The organism is Staphylococcus caledonicus (assembly GCF_016238465.1).
GTDB lineage: Bacteria > Bacillota > Bacilli > Staphylococcales > Staphylococcaceae > Staphylococcus > Staphylococcus caledonicus.
The window spans coordinates 531,716-556,177 of sequence record NZ_JABTXV010000002.1; the positions used below are offsets into that span (position 1 = coordinate 531,716).

At 33.7% G+C, this 24,462-nt stretch carries 27 protein-coding genes; 17 read left to right on the forward strand and 10 right to left on the reverse strand.

Annotated features, from left to right (window positions below):
- Positions 1-27 precede the first annotated feature (27 nt).
- Positions 28-792, forward strand: coding sequence for a GNAT family N-acetyltransferase (locus tag HS848_RS09145; protein WP_198612088.1), 765 nt, complete (start codon positions 28-30; stop codon positions 790-792).
- 616 nt (positions 793-1,408) lie between these two features.
- On the opposite strand, the gene fdhD is transcribed toward HS848_RS09145, so the two are convergent.
- Positions 1,409-2,212 (reverse strand): formate dehydrogenase accessory sulfurtransferase FdhD, encoded by an 804-nt coding sequence (gene fdhD / locus HS848_RS09150; protein WP_198612089.1) that lies wholly within the window; start codon positions 2,210-2,212, stop codon positions 1,409-1,411.
- Between the two features lie 202 nt (positions 2,213-2,414).
- Here fdhD and modA point away from each other — a divergent pair, with 202 nt between their 5' ends.
- From modA to HS848_RS09175, 5 genes are all read left to right on the forward strand, one after another.
- Positions 2,415-3,212 (forward strand): molybdate ABC transporter substrate-binding protein, encoded by a 798-nt coding sequence (gene modA, locus HS848_RS09155; RefSeq protein ID WP_198612090.1) that lies wholly within the window; start codon positions 2,415-2,417, stop codon positions 3,210-3,212.
- A gap of 13 nt (positions 3,213-3,225) precedes the next feature.
- Complete coding sequence (gene modB, locus HS848_RS09160) at positions 3,226-3,897, forward strand: molybdate ABC transporter permease subunit (RefSeq protein ID WP_198612091.1); 672 nt, start codon at positions 3,226-3,228, stop codon at positions 3,895-3,897.
- Positions 3,898-4,503, forward strand: coding sequence for an ATP-binding cassette domain-containing protein (locus HS848_RS09165; protein WP_198612092.1), 606 nt, complete (start codon positions 3,898-3,900; stop codon positions 4,501-4,503).
- Positions 4,504-4,643: 140 nt separating this feature from the next.
- A complete protein-coding gene (locus HS848_RS09170; protein WP_198612093.1) occupies positions 4,644-5,648 on the forward strand; it encodes a ThiF family adenylyltransferase in 1,005 nt (334 codons plus the stop codon).
- Positions 5,649-5,662: 14 nt separating this feature from the next.
- The gene (locus HS848_RS09175) at positions 5,663-6,169 is read left to right on the forward strand and encodes a MogA/MoaB family molybdenum cofactor biosynthesis protein (RefSeq protein WP_198612094.1); all 507 of its coding nucleotides are present in this window, start codon (positions 5,663-5,665) and stop codon (positions 6,167-6,169) included.
- Positions 6,170-6,277: 108 nt separating this feature from the next.
- Here the strand turns inward: HS848_RS09175 and moaC are convergent, their stop codons facing one another.
- Positions 6,278-6,760 (reverse strand): cyclic pyranopterin monophosphate synthase MoaC, encoded by a 483-nt coding sequence (gene moaC / locus HS848_RS09180; RefSeq protein ID WP_198612095.1) that lies wholly within the window; start codon positions 6,758-6,760, stop codon positions 6,278-6,280.
- Positions 6,761-6,852: 92 nt separating this feature from the next.
- On the opposite strand from moaC, the gene HS848_RS09185 reads away from it, so the two are divergent.
- The 7 genes from HS848_RS09185 (at position 6,853) to HS848_RS09215 (ending at position 11,602) form a co-directional block, all read left to right on the forward strand.
- The gene (locus HS848_RS09185) at positions 6,853-8,112 is read left to right on the forward strand and encodes a molybdopterin molybdotransferase MoeA (protein WP_198612096.1); all 1,260 of its coding nucleotides are present in this window, start codon (positions 6,853-6,855) and stop codon (positions 8,110-8,112) included.
- Positions 8,109-8,579, forward strand: coding sequence for a molybdopterin-guanine dinucleotide biosynthesis protein B (gene mobB, locus HS848_RS09190; protein ID WP_198612097.1), 471 nt, complete (start codon positions 8,109-8,111; stop codon positions 8,577-8,579). The genes HS848_RS09185 and mobB overlap by 4 nt, the downstream gene beginning before the upstream one ends.
- 6 nt (positions 8,580-8,585) lie before the next feature.
- Positions 8,586-9,035 (forward strand): molybdenum cofactor biosynthesis protein MoaE, encoded by a 450-nt coding sequence (locus tag HS848_RS09195; RefSeq protein WP_107506641.1) that lies wholly within the window; start codon positions 8,586-8,588, stop codon positions 9,033-9,035.
- 1 nt (position 9,036) lies between these two features.
- Complete coding sequence (moaD, locus tag HS848_RS09200) at positions 9,037-9,270, forward strand: molybdopterin converting factor subunit 1 (RefSeq protein WP_198612098.1); 234 nt, start codon at positions 9,037-9,039, stop codon at positions 9,268-9,270.
- 7 nt (positions 9,271-9,277) lie between these two features.
- On the forward strand, positions 9,278-9,883 hold the full coding sequence (mobA, locus tag HS848_RS09205; protein ID WP_198612099.1) for a molybdenum cofactor guanylyltransferase MobA: 606 nt from the start codon (positions 9,278-9,280) through the stop codon (positions 9,881-9,883).
- A 14-nt stretch (positions 9,884-9,897) separates the two neighbouring features.
- Positions 9,898-10,920: a GTP 3',8-cyclase MoaA gene (moaA, locus tag HS848_RS09210; RefSeq protein ID WP_198612100.1), complete on the forward strand. Its 1,023-nt coding sequence runs from the start codon at positions 9,898-9,900 to the stop codon at positions 10,918-10,920.
- A gap of 331 nt (positions 10,921-11,251) precedes the next feature.
- Positions 11,252-11,602: a transcriptional regulator, SarA/Rot family gene (locus HS848_RS09215; protein WP_198612101.1), complete on the forward strand. Its 351-nt coding sequence runs from the start codon at positions 11,252-11,254 to the stop codon at positions 11,600-11,602.
- Positions 11,603-11,744: 142 nt separating this feature from the next.
- On the opposite strand, the gene HS848_RS09220 is transcribed toward HS848_RS09215, so the two are convergent.
- A complete protein-coding gene (locus HS848_RS09220; RefSeq protein ID WP_198612102.1) occupies positions 11,745-12,947 on the reverse strand; it encodes an MFS transporter in 1,203 nt (400 codons plus the stop codon).
- A complete protein-coding gene (locus tag HS848_RS09225; protein WP_107506635.1) occupies positions 12,944-13,378 on the reverse strand; it encodes a MarR family winged helix-turn-helix transcriptional regulator in 435 nt (144 codons plus the stop codon). The genes HS848_RS09220 and HS848_RS09225 overlap by 4 nt, the downstream gene beginning before the upstream one ends.
- 169 nt (positions 13,379-13,547) lie before the next feature.
- Here HS848_RS09225 and HS848_RS09230 point away from each other — a divergent pair, with 169 nt between their 5' ends.
- A complete protein-coding gene (locus HS848_RS09230) occupies positions 13,548-14,309 on the forward strand; it encodes a VOC family protein (protein ID WP_198612103.1) in 762 nt (253 codons plus the stop codon).
- A 3-nt stretch (positions 14,310-14,312) separates the two neighbouring features.
- On the opposite strand, the gene HS848_RS12730 is transcribed toward HS848_RS09230, so the two are convergent.
- On the reverse strand, positions 14,313-14,564 hold the full coding sequence (locus HS848_RS12730) for a hypothetical protein (protein WP_232806132.1): 252 nt from the start codon (positions 14,562-14,564) through the stop codon (positions 14,313-14,315).
- 181 nt (positions 14,565-14,745) lie between these two features.
- On the opposite strand from HS848_RS12730, the gene HS848_RS09235 reads away from it, so the two are divergent.
- Positions 14,746-16,005: a lipid II:glycine glycyltransferase FemX gene (locus tag HS848_RS09235; RefSeq protein WP_107506632.1), complete on the forward strand. Its 1,260-nt coding sequence runs from the start codon at positions 14,746-14,748 to the stop codon at positions 16,003-16,005.
- Positions 16,006-16,289: 284 nt separating this feature from the next.
- Complete coding sequence (locus tag HS848_RS09240; protein ID WP_198612104.1) at positions 16,290-19,472, forward strand: efflux RND transporter permease subunit; 3,183 nt, start codon at positions 16,290-16,292, stop codon at positions 19,470-19,472.
- A 189-nt stretch (positions 19,473-19,661) separates the two neighbouring features.
- On the opposite strand, the gene mspA is transcribed toward HS848_RS09240, so the two are convergent.
- Positions 19,662-19,979: a membrane stabilizing protein MspA gene (gene mspA / locus HS848_RS09245; protein WP_107506630.1), complete on the reverse strand. Its 318-nt coding sequence runs from the start codon at positions 19,977-19,979 to the stop codon at positions 19,662-19,664.
- A 70-nt stretch (positions 19,980-20,049) separates the two neighbouring features.
- A complete protein-coding gene (locus tag HS848_RS09250) occupies positions 20,050-20,217 on the reverse strand; it encodes an SE1832 family protein (RefSeq protein WP_198612105.1) in 168 nt (55 codons plus the stop codon).
- A 138-nt stretch (positions 20,218-20,355) separates the two neighbouring features.
- On the opposite strand from HS848_RS09250, the gene HS848_RS09255 reads away from it, so the two are divergent.
- A complete protein-coding gene (locus HS848_RS09255; protein WP_198612106.1) occupies positions 20,356-21,264 on the forward strand; it encodes an AEC family transporter in 909 nt (302 codons plus the stop codon).
- Between the two features lie 372 nt (positions 21,265-21,636).
- Here HS848_RS09255 and HS848_RS09260 read toward each other — a convergent pair whose 3' ends face one another.
- The 3 genes from HS848_RS09260 to HS848_RS09270 form a co-directional block, all read right to left on the reverse strand.
- A complete protein-coding gene (locus HS848_RS09260; protein ID WP_198612107.1) occupies positions 21,637-22,428 on the reverse strand; it encodes a glucose 1-dehydrogenase in 792 nt (263 codons plus the stop codon).
- A gap of 26 nt (positions 22,429-22,454) precedes the next feature.
- A complete protein-coding gene (locus tag HS848_RS09265) occupies positions 22,455-23,318 on the reverse strand; it encodes a GRP family sugar transporter (protein ID WP_198612108.1) in 864 nt (287 codons plus the stop codon).
- Positions 23,319-23,571: 253 nt separating this feature from the next.
- Positions 23,572-24,444, reverse strand: a complete 873-nt coding sequence (locus HS848_RS09270; RefSeq protein WP_198612109.1) for a GNAT family N-acetyltransferase — start codon at positions 24,442-24,444, stop codon at positions 23,572-23,574.
- Positions 24,445-24,462 lie beyond the last annotated feature (18 nt).

Below are 24,462 nucleotides of genomic sequence, written 5' to 3' on the forward strand. Positions count from 1 at the left end.
AATTTGAATAGCCAGGGGGATAATCACATGGCTAGTATCTCAATCCATAATATTTATCAAGAAGGACATTTGTACTCAGAAGATGAGAGAAAAATAATTTATCTCACTTCTTCTGAGCCATTAAAATACGATACTAATAAGTGGGTTTATAAAAAGGTTCCTACCATAGCACAATGGTATGAAGATATGACTCAACAGTTACAATTGCATCAACAACAGCATTCTAATCATTTAGCGTTTACCTTTCCTGAAAATGAAAGTCTCGATGAAACATGGTTTAAACTATTTAAAGATGAAGGATTTCAATTGGGGATATTAGAATTTTACATTATCGAAGGGGTTCAATTAGCTATGCTACCTAAGAGAGAAGACATAGTCATTAAAGTGGTGAATGAGCAGAATATAGAAGATTATTTAAATATCTATTATTCATTTGCGTTACCTTATGGAGAGAAATTTGCCATAGAGAGCGTTAACATAGCGAGACAAAGTATACTAAACAAGGAAGACGTTACACTAAAGTTACTTGCTTATTTGGATGATACAGCAGTAGGGACAGTAGATGTTATAGAAACAGAAAATACAGTTGAGATTGATAGTTTTGGTGTGATTGAGTCTTATCAACATCAAGGCATCGGTACTACAATGCAATCTTATGTAGGTGATCTAGCTGGACAACGTCCGGTCATTCTTGTAGCTGATGGTGAAGATACTGCCAAAGATATGTACCTAAAACAAGGGTATACCTATCAAAGTTTTATCTATCACATTGTAAAAGAAAATATTGTATAAATGATAAAAGTGTCTGGGACAACAATCCCAAAACAATAGCGTAGAGATGGTTCGATTATGAATCATCTCTACGCTTCTTTTATATTAATACTCCGTATTGTTAATCTCGCGTTCCTAGGAGGATGGGTCGAGCCTTGGTCTCGACGCTCATCCTATTCCCTCAGGAGTCTCACTCACAATACTACGTTATATACATGTGATTTTACGTTAAAACAATTAAAAAATAAGACACTTTCGTATAATTTAATCAACATCACTAAAACTAAATTAACGAGGTGTCTTATGTATAAAAACTATAATACGACACAACTCACACTACCAATAGAAACTTCTATTTAAATTTCCACCACTGATATATGTTTTTAAGTAAATAGATTTTTAATTATTTTAAATATACCACTAAAAAAATCAGGGATTGATAATAAAAAATTAATCTTTCCTTCATGATTTTTCTTTTTTTCATGGTTTTACCTTCACTCCCTAGTTTTTTGTATCATTGGGCAGTAGTTGTCTGAAATGAAGATGCGTTCGAGCCTCACTTTCTTCATTTCTAGCCAACCTTGCCGGGGCGGGACTACGAAATCTTAGAAATTACATTAGATTTCAGTCCCGCTCCCTAGATTTCTGTCTCGCTCCCTTTTATACGTTCGGGATGGCTATATACATTAAAGTTACCATCTCGAATAAAACCTATTGCTGTAATGTTCAAATCATTCGCAAGCGTAATCGCTAATGTAGTAGGAGCTGATTTAGATAGAATCACACCTACACCAATTTTAGCTGCTTTAAGTAATATTTCAGATGAAATGCGACCGCTAAAGATTAGAACTTTATTTCGCACAGGGATATGTCTTTGAATACAGAAACCATACAGTTTATCTAACGCATTATGGCGTCCTATATCTTGTCTATGTTCAAAAAAATCATCGCCATCACTAATCGCTGCATTGTGCAAACCACCTGTTTGTTTAAACAATGTACTAGCACTTTGTAGGCCAGTCATCATATTAAGCACTTGTCTCGGCGTTAATGTAATCTTTGACATCGATGTTTTAGCAATCGCTGCATCATTGTGAAAGTAGAATTCACGACTTTTCCCACAGCAAGATGCAATCATGCGTTTCGTAGAGTATTCAAATCGATCTCCTAACTTCTTTGTTAACTCAACATGCGCAAACCCCTTACTATCATCAATCTGTATGGATTTTATTTCTTCTTTTTTGAAAATGGCCCCCTCAGAAGCTAAAAAACCAATAACTAGTTCTTCCATATGGGTAGGGCTACAAATGACGGTAGCAAATTCTGTACCGTTGACCATTATCGTTAACGGAAATTCAGTTACATAGCTATCTTCAGTTTCAAACAAATGGCCGTCTTCATAGCGTACAATGGTTTGTCCCTGTAACACATCTTTATCCATACGTCTGTCTCCTTTAAGAATATATATTACTATAGTAAAACTTATCTAGTAATAATGAAAAGATTAAGTTTTTAAAATTAACTAGTGTACATGTTTATTTTCAAATTATAAATTTAAAATTTAATGAAAATATTGGTTATCGTCTTTTAAAAAAATTTGAAAAGTGTATAATTCATTATATATATAAGGAGGTATTTGTGGAATGAAATTTAAACGTTCTTTAGCGATACTTGCAACATCAGCAGTTGTGTTAGCAGGATGTTCAAACTCAGGTGGGGGCAGTGATGAGGGTAAAAAATCATCTGACTCAAGTAATAAAGATAATGATAAAAAACAAGAATTACAAATCTCAGCTGCAGCTAGCTTAGGTGATGTAAGTAAAGCATTAGAAAAAGAATTTAAAAAAGATCATAAAAATGTGGATGTCACTTTTAACTATGGTGGATCAGGCGCTTTAAGACAACAAATTGAAAAAGGCGCTCCAGCAGATGTCTTTATGTCAGCAAATACAAAAGATGTAGACATGTTGAAAGATAAAGATAAAGCACATGATACATATAAATATGCGCATAATGAACTTGTCCTAATTGGTGACAAAAATAGTAATGAAGCTTCAGTTAAAGATTTAAAAGATGATGAAAAATTAGCGATTGGGGAAGTGAAAACTGTACCGACAGGTAAATACGCTAAACAATATCTTGAAGATCAAAAATTATACAACGACGTAAAAGATAAATTAGTTTATGCAAAAGACGTTAAACAAGTGTTAAATTATGTGGAAAAAGGCAACGCTCAGATGGGCTTTGTATATAAAACTGATTTATACACTGGTAACAAAAAAACAGATAAAGTAAATGAAATCAGAGAAGCTGAACTTAAAAAACCAATTACTTATGAAGCAGGCGCTACTTCTGATAAGAAATTAGCGAAAGAGTGGATGGACTTCTTAAAATCAGACAAAGCAGAAGACATTCTTGAAGAATATCATTTTGATGCATAAGGAGGTTTAACCTATGCCTGATTTAACACCTTTTTGGATATCGATCAAAGTAGCCATTATTAGTACGATTATCGTTTCAATCTTAGGCATTTTTATTAGTCGATTACTATATAAGGGAAAAGGGCATTTAACTAAATTCCTTGAAAGTTTTATACTATTACCCATTGTTCTACCGCCAACGGTACTAGGTTTTATTCTACTGATTATCTTTTCTCCTAGAAGTGTTGTAGGACAATTCTTTGGAAACATACTACATCTACCAGTGGTATTTACGATGACAGGTGCAGTAATTGCATCTGTCATTGTTAGTTTTCCGTTAATGTATCAACACACGATTCAAGGATTTAGAAATATCAACCCTAAAATGTTAAATACTGCTCGTACCATGGGGGCAAGTGAGAATAAAATTTTTTACCGTCTGATATTACCTTTATCTAAACGGTCAATTATTGCCGGTATTATGATGAGTTTTGCTCGTGCTATCGGTGAATTTGGTGCTACATTAATGGTCGCAGGTTATATACCAAATAAAACCAACACGTTACCACTTGAAATTTATTTCTTAGTTGAACAAGGAAGAGAAAATCAAGCTTGGTTATGGGTTCTTGTGTTAGTAGCATTTTCAATTACCGTTATCGGCGTATTAAATTTCGCGAATAGGGATAAATCACAGGAGGTAGAGTAGATGTTAAGACTTAAATTACAATATCAGTTAAAAAAGACGTTTATAGATATTGATATCAATGATACTACTCCTAAAATATATGCCATTCGTGGGCCCTCAGGTATAGGCAAGACGACAGTGTTGAATATGATTGCGGGGCTTCGTCAACCTGATAAAGCCTATATCAAAATCAATGATCATTTATTACTTGATACTGAAAATAAAATTAACGTTAAAATTCAAGAACGAAGAATTGGGTATTTGTTTCAAGACTATCAATTATTTCCGAATATGACAGTGCGCAAGAATATTACATTTATGGCAAAGCATTCTAGTCATATAGATGAATTAGCAGAACAATTAAACATTGGTCATTTAATGGATCAATATCCAGTAACGTTATCGGGTGGCGAATCTCAACGTGTAGCATTAGCACGTACGTTGAGTACAAAACCTGATTTAATACTTTTAGATGAACCATTTTCAAGTTTAGATGATGCGACAAGAGATGAAGGTATTAAATTGGTCAAACGTATTTTCAAAGACTGGTCAATTCCAATTGTCTTCGTAACGCATTCGAATTTTGAAGCGGAAGTACTAGCAGATAAAATTATCAAACTTGGTTAAATAAACGAAAAATAAAAATATAGACTATCAAACGATTCGATTAAAATGACACTTGTCTTTGTCGAATCGTTTGATTTTATTCCAGTCTTTTTTTAGATATAATAAGGTTAACTGAGAAGAGATGAGAAAGGGCATGTGTTATGACTACAGGGCGTTATTCAAGACAAACCTTATTTAAAGGAATTGGTACTCTAGGACAAGAAAAGATAGAACAGAAACATGTATTAATAGTTGGGATGGGCGCTTTAGGGACTCACGTTGCCGAAGGGCTGGTACGTGCAGGCATTAAAAGATTAACCATCGTAGATAGAGACTATATTGAGTATAGCAATTTACAACGCCAAACGTTATTTACTGAAGATGACGCCAATCAAATGTCGCCCAAAGTGATGACGGCTAAACATCATTTAGAACAAATCAGGCATGACGTTGAAATTTATGCGCATATCGCCCACGTAGATTATTATTTTTTAGAGAATTATGGAAAAGGCGTCGATGTCATTATTGATGCGACAGATAATTTTGACACACGACAACTCATTAATGATTTTTCATACAAAGAGGACATTCCATGGATATATGGTGGTGTGGTTCAAAGTACTTACATTGAAGCAACGTTTATTCCAGGAGAAACACCTTGTTTCAACTGTTTAATGCCACAACTTCCTACAATTAATATGACGTGTGATACAGTTGGGGTTATTCAACCTGCTGTCACAATGACGACGAGTTTTCAATTACGTGATGCGCTTAAATTGCTTACTGACAATGTAATTCCTACAAAACTCACATATGGTGATATTTGGGAAGGCGACCACTATACGTTTGGATTTAGCCGTATGCATAGAGCAGATTGTCCAACGTGTGGGTCTCATCCAACTTTTCCGCATTTAAAGCATAATCATACATTATATGCGACATTATGTGGTAGAGATACAGTACAGTATGATAACCCAAATATTACCCAGGAAATGATTCGTGATTTCTTACATCAACATCAACTTAAGTATCGCGAGAATAAATATATGTTGATGTTTAAGTATAAAGGATATCGCCTTGTAGCATTTCAAGGTGGGCGTATACTCGTACATGGCACGACTAAAACATCAGAGGCTATAAATTTAATTAATCAATTATTCGGATAAGAGGAGTGGTTTAAATGCATCAACATGAACATGAAAAAGTAGATAGAAATATTCGATGTGCCGTACTAACAATTTCCGATACACGTGATAAAGACAATGATAAAGGTGGACAACTCGTTCAATCACTATTACAAGATATGAATATTGAAATAGACAATGAACATTATGCTATTGTTAAAGATAATAAAGAAGCTATCCAATCGCAAATTGAAACATGGCTCGCTTCTGAGATTGACGTAATTATTACAACAGGCGGTACAGGTATCTCTCAAAAAGATATTACTATTGAAGCGGTGCGTCCATTATTAGATAAAGAAATCGAAGGTTTTGGAGAGTTATTCAGATATTTAAGCTATACGGAAGATGTAGGCACTAAATCATTATTATCAAGAGCTGTAGCGGGAACAGTGATGAATAAGATTATCTTCACATTGCCGGGCTCTACGGGTGCAGTAAAACTTGCGGTGGAAAAGTTAATTAAACCTGAACTTAACCATATGGTATATGAATTGAATAAATAGAAAAATAGTCATGAGCTAGAACTACAATTATAGATTTCCCTAATTGAAGTTTTGGTGCCATGACTATTATATTTAATATAGAAACGTTATGTTCATTTGTAAACTACATTAGCGTTGATAGTCGCCAGACTTGCCTCCTGATTTAGACTCGAGGTAAGTTTGACCGATAATCATACCTTTATCGATCGCTTTTGTCATATCGTAGACAGTTAGGGCAGTGGCAGATGCAGCAGTTAATGCTTCCATTTCAACGCCTGTCTTACCTGTAGTAGAGACAATAGTTGTAATATTTAATGTGTAGGTATTATCTTCGTTCTTTTCCCAAGAAAATGTGACATCAATCCCAGTTAATGGTAAGGGATGACACATAGGAATAATAGTTGAAGTATTTTTAGCAGCCATAATACCGGCAATTTGTGCGGTATTTAATACATTACCTTTTTTGTTAGTATTATCAAGAATTTGACGATAAATTGTCTCGTTAACTGTAATGCTAGAATGCGCTTGTGCAGTACGTTTTGTAACGTTTTTATCTGATACATCCACCATTTTCGCATTACCTTGTTCATTAATATGAGTAAATTCAGACATCATATTCCTCCTCAAACATAAAGTTAATCAGAACTTTTAAGCACTTTTGTTAGTATATCATGATTTTTTATTATAAAAATGGAGTTGATAAAATGGCAGTGGAAAAAAGAAATCCAATCCCAGTTAAAGAAGCGATTCAACGTGTAGTAAAACAATCTATTTTTATGGGTGAAACTAAAGTTAAACTTGAAGATAGTCTAAATTATATTTTAGCGCAAGATATTGAAGCAACCTATGATATCCCACGTTTTAATAAATCACCCTATGATGGTTTTGCTATTCGAAGTGCTGATTCAGCAGGCGCATATGCCGAGAACCGTAAGCAATTCACGGTCATTGATCATATTGGCGCAGGTTCCGTGTCAGACAAAACATTAGGTGAAAATGAAGCAGTACGTATTATGACTGGTGCTCAAATTCCAGAAGGCGCAGATGCGGTAGTTATGTTTGAACAAACAGTTGAAAATGGAGATACCTTTACTATACGTAAACCTTTTGAAGCATATGAAAATGTGTCACTTAAAGGCGAAGAAACGATGACAGGCGACATCGTCTTGAAAAAAGGACAAACTATTAATCCAGGAGCGATAGCAGTATTGGCCACTTATGGATATACTGAAGTGCCAGTAGTTCAAAAACCAAGTGTAGCCATTATTGCGACGGGCAGTGAATTATTAGATGTGGATGATGAATTAGAGCCAGGCAAAATCCGTAACTCAAATGGCCCTATGATTAAGGCACTAGCTGAGAAATTCGGTTTAGAAGTAGAAGCTTATAAGATACAACAAGACGATTTACAAAGTAGTATCGACGTAGTCAAAAACGCTATGGCTAAACATGAAATCGTGATTACAACTGGTGGTGTCTCTGTAGGTGATTTCGACTATTTACCAGAAATTTATAAAGCTGTAGATGCAGACGTCTTATTTAATAAAGTAGCTATGCGTCCTGGTAGTGTTACAACAGTAGCCGTAGCTAATGACCAATATCTATTCGGCTTATCTGGCAATCCGTCCGCATGTTTTACAGGATTTGAACTATTTGTAAAACCAGCTGTTAAGCATATGATGGGGGCGACAGCCTTTTACCCACAAGTTGTTAAAGCAACGTTGATGGAAGACTTCACTAAAGCCAATCCTTTTACACGCTTTATTAGAGCTCATGCTTCATTTTCACAAAGTGGTGCGACGGTGGTACCATCAGGATTTAATAAATCTGGCGCAGTAGTAGCGATTGCGCATAGTAATGCAATGATTATGTTGCCTGGAGGCACACGTGGATTTAAAGCAGGCCATACAGTAGATGTAATTCTAACTGAATCAAATGCTTTTGAAGAGGATATGTCGCTATGATTTTACAAATCGTGGGTTTTAAAAATTCTGGCAAGACCACATTAATGGAACATACGGTCCAATTTTTAAAATCTAAGGGTTATACGGTAGTTACTATTAAACATCATGGGCATGACGGTCAGGATATTGTACTACAAGATAATGATGTCGATCATATGAAACATTTTCAAGCTGGCGCGGATCAAAGTATCGTGCAAGGTAACTCTTTGCAACAAACGGTAACTAGAACCCATAAACAAAACCTTACTCAGATTATTGACGAATCTGTTACAATAACATGTAATATCATTTTAGTTGAAGGTTTTAAGAATGAAGATTTCGATAAAGTGGTAGTTTACCGTACACAAGAGGAATTAGAGCAATTAAACCAATTATCTCATGTGCGTTTTTGTTATCATTTTCAAGAAGAAAATGCTCTAGCAAATTATGAGAAATGGCTAACAGATTGGATTGAACAAAAGGACTGACATATAATGAAGCAATTCGAAATTGTTACTGAACCGATTCAAACAGAACAGTATCGAGATTTTACTATAAATGAGCATCAAGGCGCTGTAGTAGTCTTTACCGGACATGTAAGAGAGTGGACAAAAGGCGTTAAAACTGAGTATTTAGAATATGAAGCGTATGTACCGATGGCTGAGAAGAAACTCGCTCAAATTGGTGATGAAATTCAAGAACGTTGGCCTGGAACGATTACAACAATTGTGCACCGAATAGGGCCACTTCAAATTTCAGATATTGCGGTATTAATAGCAGTTTCATCGCCTCATCGTAAAGATGCATATCGTGCTAATGAATATGCAATAGAACGTATTAAAGAAGTTGTACCTATTTGGAAGAAAGAAATTTGGGAAGATGGATCAGAATGGCAGGGTCATCAACGGGGCAACCACGAGCAAGCTACTAAAGGAGATGTCTAGAGTGAAGGTAATGTACTTTGCAGAAATTAAAGAAATACTGCAAACTAACTCTGAAAATATTGATATTAAAGAAAATATGGATGTTAAATCATTTAAAAAAGCGTTATTTGAACGCCACCCCTCAATTAGCAATAAAAAGTTTCAAGTGGCAGTCAATGAAGAATTCGTACAAAAAGAGGATATCATACAACCAACTGATGTGGTTGCATTGATTCCACCAGTAAGCGGGGGTTAATTGGGAAATGAAAGCAATTATTTTAGCGGGAGGCCATTCGCAACGATTTGGAGAAGCGAAAGCCTTTGCCAAGATTGATGGACAAATGTTCTATCAACGAATTATACAAACCTTAGAAGCAACAAATATGTTTAATGAAATTATTATTAGTGCAAATGAACAGCTTGCTGACCAATTTGACTACAATAATATTGTTATAGATGATTCATATAACAAAGATAAGGGTCCTTTAGCAGGTATCTATACGGTTATGAAACGTTATAGTGATGAAGAGCTCTTCTTCGTCGTATCTGTGGACACACCGATGATTACCGGAAAGGCAATTAGCGCACTATATCAATTTATGGTTTCCAGATTAATAGAAGACCAAATCGATATTGCTGCTTTTTCGGAAAATGAAAAAGTTATACCAACCATAGCATTTTACAGTCCTTACATCTTAGAAATTATGAAAGATGCATTAGATTCAGATGATTATAGCTTAAAACATGTTTATCAACAAGTAACGACGAGATGTCTGGATGTTAAGGATATTCAATCACATGATTATTGGTATAAGAACATTAACTACCAACATGATTTGGACTCTTTAAAACAACAGATTAATAATTAAGGAGGCCCGCGTTTATGGTAGCACTAATCAAAGATAAATTAGGCCGACCAATCCGTGATTTACGTATATCTGTAACAGACCGTTGTAATTTCAGATGTGATTACTGTATGCCTAAAGAAATTTTTGGCGACGATTTTGTATTTCTCCCTAAAGATGAATTATTAACATTTGATGAAATGGTAAGAATCGCAAAGGTCTATGCTGAACTAGGAGTTAAAAAGTTACGTATTACTGGTGGAGAACCATTATTAAGACGTAATTTATATCAACTCATTGCTGAACTTAATAAAATTGAAGGCATCGAAGATATTGGAATGACCACTAACGGCTTATTATTAAAAAAACATGGCCAAAACTTATATGATGCAGGTTTGCGTCGTATTAATGTCAGTTTAGATGCCATTGATAATGAAGTCTTTCAAGCAATCAATAATCGTAATATTAAAGCTTCTACGATTCTAGACCAAATTGATTATGCTGTATCAATTGGATTCCATGTCAAAGTGAATGTGGTAATTCAAAAGGGAGTTAATGATGATCAAATACTTCCAATGATAGAGTATTTTAAAGAAAAAAATATTGAAATACGATTTATAGAGTTTATGGACGTCGGCAATGATAACGGTTGGGACTTTAGTAAAGTCGTCACAAAAGATGAAATGTTAGAGCTTATTGAAGAACACTTTGATATCGAGCCAGTCGCACCGAAATACTTTGGTGAAGTAGCTAAATATTATAAACATAAAGATAATGGGGCGAAGTTCGGTTTAATTACTAGTGTGTCTGCGTCATTTTGTTCAACATGCACACGTGCACGTCTATCTTCGGATGGTAAATTTTATGGTTGTCTATTTAGTACGGTAGAAGGTTTCAATATTAAATCCTTTATTCGTTCAGGCGTGACTGATGAAGAATTAAGAGCGCAGTTGATTAGTTTATGGAACATAAGAGATGATCGATATTCAGACGAACGTACTGAACAAACAGTTAAAAACCGTCAGCGTAAGAAGATTAATATGAATTATATTGGCGGTTAAGAAGAAATATATTTTATAGCTATAATGCAGTGGATGAGGAATTGAAACATTCCTTAATCCTATACTGTGTTATAGCTTTTTTAGTGTCATCAGTTAAATATAAATATTGATTGATAAACATTAAATATCTTAGTAAAAACTATGGTTTAAGTATACGAATGCATAAAAGGGAGCAATTTTATGAAAATAATGAGGCAGATTAAATAATAATCTGAGATAAAATAAAATTTTTAATAGATTAAATTGTACTTCTGTTATATAATTTCATTAAGTAATTTTAACTGATAATTCAAATACAACATCTTAGAATCAACATTGGAGGATTGTTATTATGGATAATAAAGTACAACGATTTATTGAAGCTGAAAGAGAATTAAGTCAATTGAAACACTGGTTAAAATCATCTTATAAAATTTCTATCGAAGAATTTGTAGTTCTGTTCAAAGTTTATGAGGGTAAAAAAATCAGTGGTAAAGAATTACGTGACACATTACATTTTGAAATGTTATGGGATACAAGTAAAATCGATGTTATCATCCGTAAAATTTATAAAAAAGAATCGATTTCAAAAATACGTTCTGAAACTGATGAACGACAAGTATTTTACTTCTACAATGTCGCACAACAACAATTATTAGATAAAATGAAAAGTGAAATTGAAGCAATTAGTATTGCGAATTAAGAGGTTGGGACACCGTATATCGGTTTCCTAGAGCACAAATCATTAATGTCTCAGTCACGAAATAAAGGCTTAGAGGTAATTCAATTATGAATTATCTCTAAGCCTAATTTTATATATTCGTATTCTATTTTGTTTAACTTTGTTATGTGTTTGGTTGAACTTTACGTCCATGTATTAAGAAATATAGCAATGTACATAAGGCAGCCACAATAGCCATAATTAAATACACTTGTGTATATGAAATCATACCAGTAAATAATCCAAGTAGTGAAGGACCAAAGCCAATACCTACATCAAGACCAATAAAGTATGTGGAAGTCGCAATACCATACTTACTAGATGGTGATACTTTAATCGCAATCGCTTGCATAGAAGAAGATAAATTACCATAACCTATGCCTAAGAAGACACCTGATAGTAATAACATCCAACTGCTATGACTAAAGACAAGTAAAATAAATGTAATGATTAAGGCAATAAATGCGGGATAAACGACTACATTTTCACTACGTGCATCAATAAGACGACCGGCGATAGGGCGAGTTATGAGCGAAGCAACCGCATAACAAATAAAGAAATAACTAGATGCTTCTACTAAATCTCGTTGCTCTGCGAATGATTTTAAGAACGTTAAAATTGAAGCATAATTTAAACCAATAATCATCATTACGATAGCTACAGGTACAGCTTCTTTTGCGATAAAGCTATGAATATTAAACCCAGACGCTTTAGCAACTTTTTCATCGGTTCTATTAGTAGAAGGGTTGAAATCTATATTGATAAATAAAGAAATAATTAAACTCAAAATTCCTAATATGACACAGATGATAAATAATAAATTAATTGAAAAAGATTTCAATAACAAAATACCAAAGAATGGACCAATAGCTGTTCCTAAAACTAAACTTAATGAGAATAAGCTTATCCCTTCACTTTTACGTTCTACAGGTGTGACATGTGCTGCAATAGTCCCAGTCGCAGTAGTAGCAATGGCAGTAGCTATACCATTGAGTAAACGTATAACCATTAAGAACGTAATTGATCCAGGTATAAAATAAAGTAATTGAGTAATAATTAAAAAGATAAGTCCGGCGATAAGAATTTTCTTAGGACCAAATTTATTGACGTATTTCCCCGTTCCAAAACGACCGACCAATGAGCCAACGATAAATAAGCCTACTACTAACCCAGCTAAACTATCAGAAGCATGGAAAGCCGTTTTACTATAATCTGCAATAATAACAAGTAATAAATACATACATAAATAAACAAAGAAGTTTATAGTAAAGTTAACTGTAAAACTCTTTGTAAAAATAGGTTGCTTTAAATTTTCCGTTTGAGTCATTCATCTTCCTCCTTAGCCAACGTATGATGAAGTTTATTCATGGTAGAAATCACATTCTCTAGTTCCTCCATCGTAAGACCAGAGTTTTCGATGAGCGCTTTCTGTACAGGAATAATGTGTTGGTTAACATCTTCGAATAATTTTTGTCCTTTGTCAGATAAAGTTAAAAGCTTTTCACGTTTATCCTGACCAGGCGTTATAACTAAAAGATCTTTTTCAGCTAAAATTTTAATGATTTTGCGGGCAGTTGGTTTTTCGATAAATCGACGTTTAGAAATATGTACTAAAGTTGTAGGACCAGTATTTGCAATATCTCTTAGTACTAACCATTGACCTGGGTGAAGTTCAAATTTATCTAATATAAATTGCGTGCGCTTAATATAAGGACGATAAATTCCAATAAAACTATTGAAAAATTCATTTATAAGCATACAAGTAACTCCCTTTCAAAAGTTAGCTTTGCTAACTAGTTTTAATGACAGAAATTAGTATATGACTTATACGATTAAAATGCAATAGTAGAATTCATATGAAGTAATCTAGTAAGAGGTTTGATAAGATAGAGATAAATAGAAATATATGAGAAGGGACATACTGCTAATGGAATTAAGATTTGATCATATCATTCACTATGTAGATAACCTTAAGAATTTTAAATACCCAGGGGAAATTTTAAAATTATCTTCTGGAGGGAAACATCATAAATTTGGGACGTTTAATCGTTTATCTTTTATCAATGAAAACTATATAGAATTATTAGATGTGGAAGATACTGAAAAACTAAAGAAAGAGGCAAAAACTGAAGAGGGACGTGTTGCTTTCGCAACTAAAATTGTGCAAGACAACTTTAAACAAGGTTTTAAAACAATGGCATTTAGAACATCCGATATCGAGGCGATTAAACAATCGTTAGAAGAACATCATGTGGAAACCATTGGCCCAGTTGAAATGCATCGAGAAAATAAAAAAGGTGATAAAGTTAAATGGAAATTATTATATATTGCTGATCCAGATTACATGGTTAAACCACCATTCTTTATTCAATGGGAAGATAGTGAAACACAACGCAATAAAAAATTGGAATCCCTTTTCCAAAAGCAATTTAAAATCGATAAGATTATTATTGATAGTTCAAAACGTGCTAAGACATTAGCTAAATGGCAAACTTGGTTTAAAATGAGCGTTATTGAAGAAGGGGACAATTATACGGATTTACGATTAACAGATGATAACATCATCTACCGTATTCAAGATGGGCAACATTCAGGATACCGTACTGTCATTTTTAAAGATAAAGAATCGACTGCCCCTTATTCCATCAATATTAAAGGAGCAAAGTATCGCTTCGAACCTGAAGATTAATATTTAGTAGAGATATACGTACGTGCTATGGGCAATTAAAGCAATATGGACAATAACTAGAATTAAGGAGATAGAACTTAATATCGTTGACATTCTAGTCGTTCTTAATAGAAGGAAGAAGATGGTTAGTACGAAGCTCAACGCGACAAACATAACTCGTAAACTAAAATATGCGATAGTAAGTGGTTGGCTAAGTGTTAAGATAATAGCGATTAAATTGCATATGATAAATATAGTTAGAATGATATTTCTCAAGAATAAAACCTCTTTTATATAAAGTGTAAATTTAAAGTGCGGGTCGTTATTAAGTCTAATAAGTATAACAAATTTGCATATATATTAAAGGAAATTGAACTTACGTGTCGTGTTTGTCGACACCTACTCAGGTAGATTGTATAATTGTAATTAATGTAAAGATAAAGGAGTTTTTTATAGCATGGAAAAGATGAACATCACTAATCAAGAACATGACGCATTTGTAAAAACTCATCCGAATGGCGATTTACTGCAACTGACAAAATGGGCAGAAACAAAACGCTTAACTGGATGGTATTCAAAGCGCGTCGCAGTTGGAGAAAATGGTGAAATTAAAGGTGTAGCTCAATTATTATTTAAAAAAGTACCTAAGTTACCATTTACATTATGCTATGTATCTCGTGGATTTGTAACAGATTATAGTAATAAAGCTGCACTAGAAAAGCTATTAGAAGAAACTAAAAAAGTTGCTAAAGCAGAAAAAGCATATGCTATTAAAATTGACCCAGATGTTGAAGTGGATAAAGGGATTGAAGCACTTAAAAACCTTAAAGCTTTAGGGTTTAAACATAAAGGATTTAAAGAAGGCCTATCTAAAGATTACATTCAACCACGTATGACAATGATTACGCCAATTGATAAAACAGATGATGAAATCTTTGAAAGCTATGAACGTCGTAATCGTTCTAAAGTAAGATTAGCGCTTAAACGTGGCACAAAAGTAGAACGGTCAAATAGAGAAGGTCTAAAAACTTTCGCAGAATTAATGAAAATTACAGGTGAACGAGATGGTTTCTTAACAAGAGACATAAGTTACTTTGAAAATATTTATGATGCGCTCCATGAAGATGGTGACGCTGAACTCTTCTTAGTTAAATTAGAACCAAAACCTGTATTAGAACAACTAAATCAAGAACTTGAAGAACAACACCAAGAAAAGACGCAATTACAAGAGAAACTTGAGAAGAAAAATGATAAGAAAACAGCTAACAAATTAAAAGATTTAGAGAATAAAATCTCTAAAACAAGTGAATTGAAAGATGAAATGGTTACCTTAGAACAAGAACATCCTGAAGGTGTTTATTTATCAGGTGCTTTACTCATGTTTGCTGGTAAAAAATCATATTATTTATATGGTGCATCTTCAAATGAGTACCGTAACTTCTTACCTAACCATCACATGCAATTCGCAATGATGAAATACGCACGTGAACATGGTGCGACATCATATGACTTTGGCGGTACAGATAATAATCCTGAAAAAGGTACTGAACACTATGGTTTATGGGCATTTAAAAAAGTATGGGGAACTTATTTAAGTGAAAAAATTGGTGAATTCGACTACGTATTAAATCAACCACTTTATCAATTAATCGAACAAGTTAAACCACGCTTAACTAAAGCTAAAATTAAAATTTCCCGTAAGCTAAAAGGTAAATAAAGTCATTTTAAATAATTCTTATAATCTGAACGATTCTACAATTATTGTAGCGTTCAGTTTTTTTAGAAATATATAACGTATTGTTTAAGGCAAAATAGTAAACAATATAGGTTGTATAGAAGATAGGATATATATAGCTGCTACTTAATACTGAAAGATTAAATTGAAGTACTAATTTACGCAAAATATGTCCTAATCTTAATATGATAATTCACATTCACAAATCATATGGGACAATAAAAGAAATATAGCGGTTTATAAGTTGAGTTAAAGGAAGTGAAGGAATGATCAAAAAAATACTACAGTTTTCTCTTGGTAATAAGTTCGCTATCTTCTTAATGATAGTGTTGGTTATTTTAGGGGGCGTATATTCAAGCGCAAAGTTGAAGCTTGAATTATTACCAGATGTTGAGAATTCTGTAATTTCTGTTCAAACTACAATGCCTGGGGCTACCCCTCAAACGACGCAAGATGAAATAAGTTCGAAAATAGATAATCAAGTCCGTTCTTTAGCTTATGTAGAGAGTGTTAAGACACAATCGATACAAAATGCATCCATCGTCACTGTTGAATACAATAATGATACAGACATGGATAAAGCAGAAGAAGTACTGAAAAAAGAAATCGATAAATTAGACTTTAAAGATGGGGTAAGTGAACCAGAATTAACACGTAACTCTATGGATGCTTTTCCAATAGCAGCGTATTCATTTACTAATAAAAATGATGATTTAAAAACAACAACGAAGGAAATTAATAACCAATTAATTCCTAAACTACAAACTATTGATGGCGTTCAAAATGCCCAACTTAACGGGCAAACAACACGTCAGGTAACGTTGAAATTTAAACAAAGTAAGTTAGACGAAGCGGGATTAACGGCGGATGATGTTGAAAACTACATAAAAACAGCCACTCGTGAAACACCGCTTGGACTATTCCAATTTGGAGAAAATGAAAAATCAATCGTAGTCGATGGTCAATTTAAATCAGTCGACGCGTTAAAAGATTTAGAAATCCCTCTAAATATTAGTGGCCAAGGTCAATCTAGTGGAGACGACAGTGGCGCTGAAAGCATGAGTAGTACGGGAGATGAAGCTTCAACATCTAGTAGTAGTCAATCTCAAAGTAAACCTGCTTCTCAAGCTTCAAGTGGCGAGATGCCAAGTGTCCCATTAAGTGATTTAGCTAAAGTTAGTGTTGGCGACGAACGTGAATCTATTTCTAAAACGAACGGCAAAGATGCGGTAAATGTTCAAATTATGAAAGCACAAGACGCAAATACAGTACAAGTTGCCCACGACGTTCAAAAGAAAATAGATGAATTTGTTAAAAATAATAGTGACATTAAAGCTACTAAGACAATGGATACAGCGAAACCAATTGAAGACTCACTTTATACAATGGTTGAAAAAGCTGCATTAGGTACAATTGTAGCTATTATCGTTATACTGTTATTCTTAAGAAATATTAGAACGACTGCTATATCAGTGGTTTCAATTCCACTTTCTATTTTAATCGCACTTATTGCTTTAAAATTAAGTGATGTGTCGTTAAATATTTTAACGTTAGGTGCATTAACTATTGCGATTGGCCGTGTGATTGATGACTCGATTGTAGTAGTAGAAAATATATATCGTCGGTTATCTGATCCGCATGAACAACTTAAAGGAGATAACTTAGTTATAAGTGCTACGAGAGAAGTATTTAAACCTATTTTATCTTCAACTATCGTAACTATTATTGTCTTCCTACCACTTGCCTTTGTTTCAGGTTCGGTAGGGGAAATGTTTAGACCATTTGCGTTAGCGATTACCTTTAGTTTATTAGCATCGCTACTCGTATCTATTACCGTTGTGCCAGCCTTAGCTTCTACCTTTTTCAAAAAAGGAATTAAAACGAAACAACATGCTAATGACAAGCATGAAAACAACACTAGTAAAGTAGGTAGTGGCTATCGTAAAGTATTAGGATGGTCGCTTAACCATAAATGGATAGTGTTAATTATAAGTTTAGTTATATTAATTGGAAGTATTGGATTAGGTGCTACCAAATTAGGTACAAGCTTTATTTCAACAGGTGATGATAAATTCTTAGCACTCACTTATACGCCTAAACCAGGCGAAACTGAAAAAGCAGTACTCAATCATGCAGAAAAAGCACAACAATATCTTCAAAGTAAAGATAAAGTTAAAACGGTACAATACTCTGTAGGTGGTCCATCACCAGCCGATCCAACAGGTAGTACTAATAGTATGGCGATTATGGTGGAATATGATAAAAACACGCCTAACTTTGATGAAGAACCAGATAAAGTTATTTCTCATTTATCTAAGATGAAAGACCCAGGTGAATGGAAAAATCAAAACATGGGCACAGGTATGGGAAATGATTCTATTGAAGTAACAGTTAAAGGGCCTTCAACTAAAGATATTAAAGGTACTGTAGCTAAAATAGAAGATAAGATGAAGTCTATCGATGGATTAGAAAATGTGAAATCTGATTTATCACAAACATACGATCAATATGAAATTAAAGTTGATCAAAATAAAGCGACAGATAAAGGCATTTCTGCTAGCCAATTAGCTTTAAATCTTAATGAAAACTTACCTGAGAAAACAATTACCACAGTTAAGGAAAATGGTAATAAAATAGATGTAAAAGTAAAACAAAATAAACAAACTGATTGGTCTCAAGATAAATTAAATAATATTGAATTAAAATCTCCAACTGGTGAAACTGTAAAACTTAAAGATATAGCGAAACTTGAACGTACTACGACACCAAGTAAGTTAGTACAAGAAGATGGCGACTACGCTACAACGATTTCAGGTAAAGTCACTGCTTCTGACGTAGGCGGTACGTCAAGTAAGGTAATGAATGAAGTAGATAACATCGACAAGCCTAATAACGTAAAAGTTAACGTTGGTGGCGCTTCAGATGATATCAATCAAGCTATGAATCAATTAGCGTTTGCAATGTTAGTGGCTATTGTAATTGTTTATCTAGTCTTGGTCATTACATTTAGAGGTGGCCTAGCACCGTTCACTATTCTATTTTCACTACCATTTACGGTTATCGGAGTAGTCTTCGCATTATTGATTACAGGTGAAACTATTTCTGTTCCTAGTTTAATAGGTATGTTGATGTTGATTGGTCTGGTCGTAACCAATGCCATCGTACTTATCGATAGGGTGATTACGAATGAGCAACAAGGAATGACTATGAAAGAAGCGTTGTTAGAAGCAGGTGGCACACGTATTAGACCTATTTTAATGACTGCCATTGCTACAATAGGTGCGTTACTACCATTACTATTTGGACAAGATAGCTCAATCTTAATTTCAAAAGGTATGGCTGCTACTGTAATTGGTGGATTAGTATCTTCAACTATTCTTACTCTAATCGTGGTACCAGTGATTTATGAAATATTATTCACGTTAAAAAATAAAATAATGCGTAAGTAATCTTACGTAAATTGAGCTATGACTGTGTTTAATTACCATGAAGCAGTCATAGCTACAATACTGTGTTAGAAACGAAATTTAATTATGATATAGAAAAGCACCGCTCGGAGGGAACTTCATCCTTCCAAGCGGTGCTATTATGTTATGAGAATAAGCTCTCAGTATAATTTGAACTGACTAAGTACATGTTTAATACATTACGAAAGTTAAAATAATATAGATAACAAATAATATAATTGATAAGATGTTTAAAATTGAAACACCTTTATGATCATTTTTTAATGATTTGAACGCAGTAACCTCAACGTTACCTACTAAAAGTAATAAAACGATGAAGACCCACCAATTTTCAGCTGGAAATTGTAATGTTGTAATTGCTACTACAAATAACAATAAAATTCCCATAATAATACGTAAAATACGAGTGAAAATTGAATTCATTTTAAAAATACTTATGTAGCTAACAAAAAGATATAATACGGGTAATAATATTAGGTAAAGTTTCACCAGATGACATCCTTTCTACTATGACTAATAATAGCATGTTGTTTATTTAATGACTAGACGATGTAACACGCTATTTCTGACGTAATTTTGAACGAACTTCCGAGATTTCCTTCTCGATGCTCTCTAGTTGTTGTAATAAAGGATCAATATTTTGATTTAATGATTCACGCTTTTCAAGGTCATTTTGTAGACGTGTATAATCATATTTAAGTTCAGCTAATTGTGATTCTAAGTCCATAGTTAGTCTAACTCCTTTATCTTATATATCTTAATCATTAGAATTATAGCATGAAACAAGACACTTCTAAAAATTATGGAAATTATGTTACAGTATTTAACTGTAATAATAAAGTAAAGCAAGAAAGAAGGGATATGTGTGACAGAGCAATTCGTAATGATTATCCTCTTAATTGTATTAGGGTATTTCTTAAAACGAATTAACTTTCTAAAAGCAACAGACAGTCAAGTGTTATCCACGCTTGTTTTAAATGTCACGTTACCTTCTTTAGTTATCGTTAATTTAAATAGTGCAGAATTAGACTTTTCTTTCTCAATCTTACCAGTAATGATGATTATTTACGGTATACTTTCAAAGATAATTGTCGTATGGCTATTTAGAAAATATGATAACCATATTAAAGGCTCAGTAGGAATGATGACAGCAGCACTTAACATTGGCTTGTTTGCTTATCCTTTAGTCGATGCAATTTGGCCGAAAAACGGCATGATATATTTCGGAATGGCTGATATAGGTGGCGCAGTAATTATGTTTGGTGTGACTTATTTCGTAGGAAGTTATTTTAGTGAGGGAGGAGACCAATTTAATTTTAAATTTTTAGGGAAAAAATTAATTACTTCTGTTCCTCTAGTTACTTACATTGTGATGTTTATTCTTAACATGTCTAACATTCATCTTCCTAAGGTTTCAATTGATTTCTTCACTATCATTTCTAAAGCTAATATGCCGTTATCCATGATACTTCTTGGTGTGATGTTAAGCTTCAAAATTGAACGACACTTCTTACCAATTGCAATCAAATATTTAGTTGCACATTATGGTATAGGACTCATCGCAGGTTTATTAGTATATTATTTCTTACCTGTTTCAGATGATATGATTAAAACCACATTATTAATTACATGGTTACTACCAGTAGGAGTAGCTATTATTCCATATTCAATTCAATTTAAATACAAAACATTACCTTTAATAGGTATGGTGACAAATATATCCATTGTAATTAGTATCGTTATCTTATATGTATATCAAGCTATATTTATCTAAATATTTTAATGTAAAATCACATGTAAATAATGTAGTATTGTTGGCGAGACTCTTGAGGGAACAGGATGAGTGTCGAGGCCGAGGCTAAACGTGGCAGTAGTTGTCTGAAATGAAGAGACGTTCGAGCCTCACTTTCTTCATTTCTAGTCAACCTTGCCGGGGCGAGACTACGAAATCTTAGAAATTTCATTAGATTTCTGTCACGCTCCCCCCTAAGAACGCGAGCCAAACAATACGGAGTATTGATAAAAAGAGAAGCGTAGAAGTGATTCACTCATGAATCACTTCTACGCTTTTAATGTGGGTTTAATGTCCCAGTCTATATATAAATACTTAAATAATCAAAGCATCTTGCATGAATATTTACAAACTTTATCCTTTACCGCCCATAAATGCAGGGTAGTTAGTCATACCACCATCTACATAGATTGTAGTGCCGTGGATATAGCTTGCTAAATCTGAAGCTAAGAATAACGCAGCATTAGCAACATCTTGTGCTTCGCCAATTTCTCTAGCTGGAATCATTTCAATCGTTTCAGCACGTGTATCTGGATCCGAGAATTTTTCTCTTGTATGTTCAGTCACAACGGCACCCGGAGAAATATTATTAATGCGGATACCATATTGTGCATATTCCATTGACATTGTTTCCATCATTAATTTTAAGCCACCTTTACTAGCAGCGTAATTAACATAGTTTGGCCAAGGAATGACATCATGCACACTTGAAGTATTAATAATAACGCCTTTTTTATCTTCTTTTAAAAATTGATTAACCGCTTTACGTGAACCGATAAAAGCACCAGTCAAATTAATATCAATCACTTTTTGCCATTCATCGATGGACATTTCATGAGTAGGGATTGGCTTTTCAAACCCAGCATTATTGATCATGATATCTAATGTACCAAATTCATTCACAGCAGATTGAACTAAGTTCTTCACATCTGATTCAACGGCAACATCACCTTGAACAGCAATAGCTTGTCCTCCAGCGTTAGTGATTGTCGTTTTTATTTCATCAATTTCGTCTAAATGTTTATCAGAATGATAGTTTAAAACTACTTTTGACTTTGCTTTTCCAAAGTTTTCAGCAAATGATTTTCCTATACCACTACCAGCGCCAGTAATGACGACTACTTTATTTTCTAATTCGGGAAACATTATGACTCCTCCTTAGCATTATTCAATTATTTTAAATTACCTAAAATAAACGCAGCGATAATAATTAATACAATACCTGACCATATACCAATCATTTGGCGTTTGTCTTTTTTCTCACCTAATAGGAAGATACCACCAAGTGTTGACACGATAACAAGTAATTGTGAAAGTGAGAAGCTAGTTGCTACACCCACTTTAGGTTGAGAATAGAACATAAACAAGTTACCAATTGCCCATACAACACCTGGAATCAAGTTTAAAGCAGTAGACTTGATGTTTGTTTCGTGTTTCATTGATAGTAAGAAACCACCAATGGCCATACCAACTGATTGGAAGAATAAAGCATCTGTACCGCTAACACCAAAGATATCCCCGATGACTACATAACCTACATAGCCAACTGTAGAGATAAGTAAAATTAACATTGCTTTCTTAAATTCTGGATCATTAGATGTACCTTCATTTTTAGCGCGTAATGAAGTAAGTGCGATACCAGTAACTAAGAGAATCATTGCAACGATACCCATAGTGACTTGAACACCTGTACTCCATTCTCCTAAGAAAATGGCACTAAATAATGTTGTACCTACCAGTTGCATACCTGTAGAAATAGGCATTGTTTTAGATACACCAATTAAATTAACCGAACGCAATTGGTTACCTTGACCAAATGCCCATAATGCACCAGAAATTAAACCAACAATAATAACTGTTAAGTTATCAAATTCAGCTCGTCCCATTAATAGTAAAACGATACCGACGATAAGTGCGCCTAGCGTCGTACCTCTAATCTGGTTATACGGTCCGCCACCGACGAACACATTAATTAAAACAACACTACCCCAGAATAGAGCAGGTAATAACGCTATTAAAATATCAACGAATTGCATTCAATTCCACTCTCCTTATTTAATTACTAAAAGTGCTTTCCTTTCTTCTAACACCCGTGATGTATTTTATCGGAAATATTCATAAGTTCAAACGTAATTGCTCATTACATATTTATTTTAATAAAAAAAGAGTCTAGAGATGAGGACAAAATCTAGCTTTCAGACACCGTTAATTGGTTTCCAAAGCATAAATGATGATTGTCTCAAGTCTCTAAGACTCTGAGTATCAATATTTAGTTAAAGCAGTTAGGCATTAAAGACGGGCATGTGTAGCTTCAAACTTATACTTCTTATATTCTGTTTCAATTTCAAATCCAAGTTCATTAAAACGTTCTACAAGGGCGGAGTTTTTACTACGAATTTTAAAATAAACTTTATCAAGTTGATAATGGTTAAATGCAAAATTAATGGCGTAAGATAATAAATCAAAGGCAATCCCTTTTAACCTATAGTCACTATGAGAACTAAAGTAACGTATTTCTCCTATTGATTCAGTTGGATTGATTTGTAAATATAAATATCCTTTAAGCAATCCTTCACTTACAAATAGAAACAATCGATTATTATGGTCCAACGATTCGACAATTTCACGTGGCGTCAAGACATTATGTTTGAAAGTTTGTTCATGTAGTTTACTAAAAGCCCGTTGAAAACCAGGTTGATATTCAATAATATTTTGTGCTAATCCTGACTTATTTAAGGTTGAATACGCATTTAAATAATAATCGGTAAAATTGTAGTTTGCTCCAAGATGTTTCATAAGTGTTTTAGAATCTTGAGTACATTCATTGTAAGAGAAATTAAATATAGATTCATTAGGTAATGACTTACGTAAAGCAGTAAACAATTCATCGAAATGATCTACTGTGAAGTTGAAAACTTTACTAACATAAGGGCCGACAACTTTAAACTTATTGTCTTCATATTTAATAGCGGTCAGTAGACTTTTGATTTCATCATCTTCTATTAGGCAAAATACTCCAGAAGACTTGAGTGCAGAAGTTAATAAACGTTCAACGTCTTCTCGAGAGATAGATAGTTTATATATATAAGACGCAAATTCATTAGAAGACGTTTGAATAAATGATACGATTTGATTTAGGTCACTTACTTTAACGATATTCATAGCGCACCTCCAGTTCAA

What these genes read in the sequence shown, in the direction of transcription:
- HS848_RS09175 (WP_198612094.1), top strand. Translation starts at nt 5,663, where the DNA reads ATGCATCAACATGAACATGAAAAAGTAGATAGAAATATTCGATGTGCC.
- HS848_RS09260 (WP_198612107.1), bottom strand. Translation starts at nt 22,428, where the DNA reads ATGTTTCCCGAATTAGAAAATAAAGTAGTCGTCATTACTGGCGCTGGT.
- HS848_RS09195 (WP_107506641.1), top strand. Translation starts at nt 8,586, where the DNA reads ATGAAGCAATTCGAAATTGTTACTGAACCGATTCAAACAGAACAGTAT.
- moaA (WP_198612100.1), top strand. Translation starts at nt 9,898, where the DNA reads ATGGTAGCACTAATCAAAGATAAATTAGGCCGACCAATCCGTGATTTA.
- HS848_RS09270 (WP_198612109.1), bottom strand. Translation starts at nt 24,444, where the DNA reads ATGAATATCGTTAAAGTAAGTGACCTAAATCAAATCGTATCATTTATT.
- modA (WP_198612090.1), top strand. Translation starts at nt 2,415, where the DNA reads ATGAAATTTAAACGTTCTTTAGCGATACTTGCAACATCAGCAGTTGTG.
- HS848_RS09215 (WP_198612101.1), top strand. Translation starts at nt 11,252, where the DNA reads ATGGATAATAAAGTACAACGATTTATTGAAGCTGAAAGAGAATTAAGT.
- HS848_RS09165 (WP_198612092.1), top strand. Translation starts at nt 3,898, where the DNA reads ATGTTAAGACTTAAATTACAATATCAGTTAAAAAAGACGTTTATAGAT.
- moaC (WP_198612095.1), bottom strand. Translation starts at nt 6,760, where the DNA reads ATGTCTGAATTTACTCATATTAATGAACAAGGTAATGCGAAAATGGTG.
- HS848_RS09220 (WP_198612102.1), bottom strand. Translation starts at nt 12,947, where the DNA reads ATGACTCAAACGGAAAATTTAAAGCAACCTATTTTTACAAAGAGTTTT.
- HS848_RS09170 (WP_198612093.1), top strand. Translation starts at nt 4,644, where the DNA reads ATGACTACAGGGCGTTATTCAAGACAAACCTTATTTAAAGGAATTGGT.
- HS848_RS09145 (WP_198612088.1), top strand. Translation starts at nt 28, where the DNA reads ATGGCTAGTATCTCAATCCATAATATTTATCAAGAAGGACATTTGTAC.
- fdhD (WP_198612089.1), bottom strand. Translation starts at nt 2,212, where the DNA reads ATGGATAAAGATGTGTTACAGGGACAAACCATTGTACGCTATGAAGAC.
- HS848_RS09225 (WP_107506635.1), bottom strand. Translation starts at nt 13,378, where the DNA reads ATGCTTATAAATGAATTTTTCAATAGTTTTATTGGAATTTATCGTCCT.
- HS848_RS09230 (WP_198612103.1), top strand. Translation starts at nt 13,548, where the DNA reads ATGGAATTAAGATTTGATCATATCATTCACTATGTAGATAACCTTAAG.
- HS848_RS09240 (WP_198612104.1), top strand. Translation starts at nt 16,290, where the DNA reads ATGATCAAAAAAATACTACAGTTTTCTCTTGGTAATAAGTTCGCTATC.
- HS848_RS09185 (WP_198612096.1), top strand. Translation starts at nt 6,853, where the DNA reads ATGGCAGTGGAAAAAAGAAATCCAATCCCAGTTAAAGAAGCGATTCAA.
- mobA (WP_198612099.1), top strand. Translation starts at nt 9,278, where the DNA reads ATGAAAGCAATTATTTTAGCGGGAGGCCATTCGCAACGATTTGGAGAA.
- HS848_RS09250 (WP_198612105.1), bottom strand. Translation starts at nt 20,217, where the DNA reads ATGGACTTAGAATCACAATTAGCTGAACTTAAATATGATTATACACGT.
- HS848_RS09235 (WP_107506632.1), top strand. Translation starts at nt 14,746, where the DNA reads ATGGAAAAGATGAACATCACTAATCAAGAACATGACGCATTTGTAAAA.
- mobB (WP_198612097.1), top strand. Translation starts at nt 8,109, where the DNA reads ATGATTTTACAAATCGTGGGTTTTAAAAATTCTGGCAAGACCACATTA.
- modB (WP_198612091.1), top strand. Translation starts at nt 3,226, where the DNA reads ATGCCTGATTTAACACCTTTTTGGATATCGATCAAAGTAGCCATTATT.
- HS848_RS09265 (WP_198612108.1), bottom strand. Translation starts at nt 23,318, where the DNA reads ATGCAATTCGTTGATATTTTAATAGCGTTATTACCTGCTCTATTCTGG.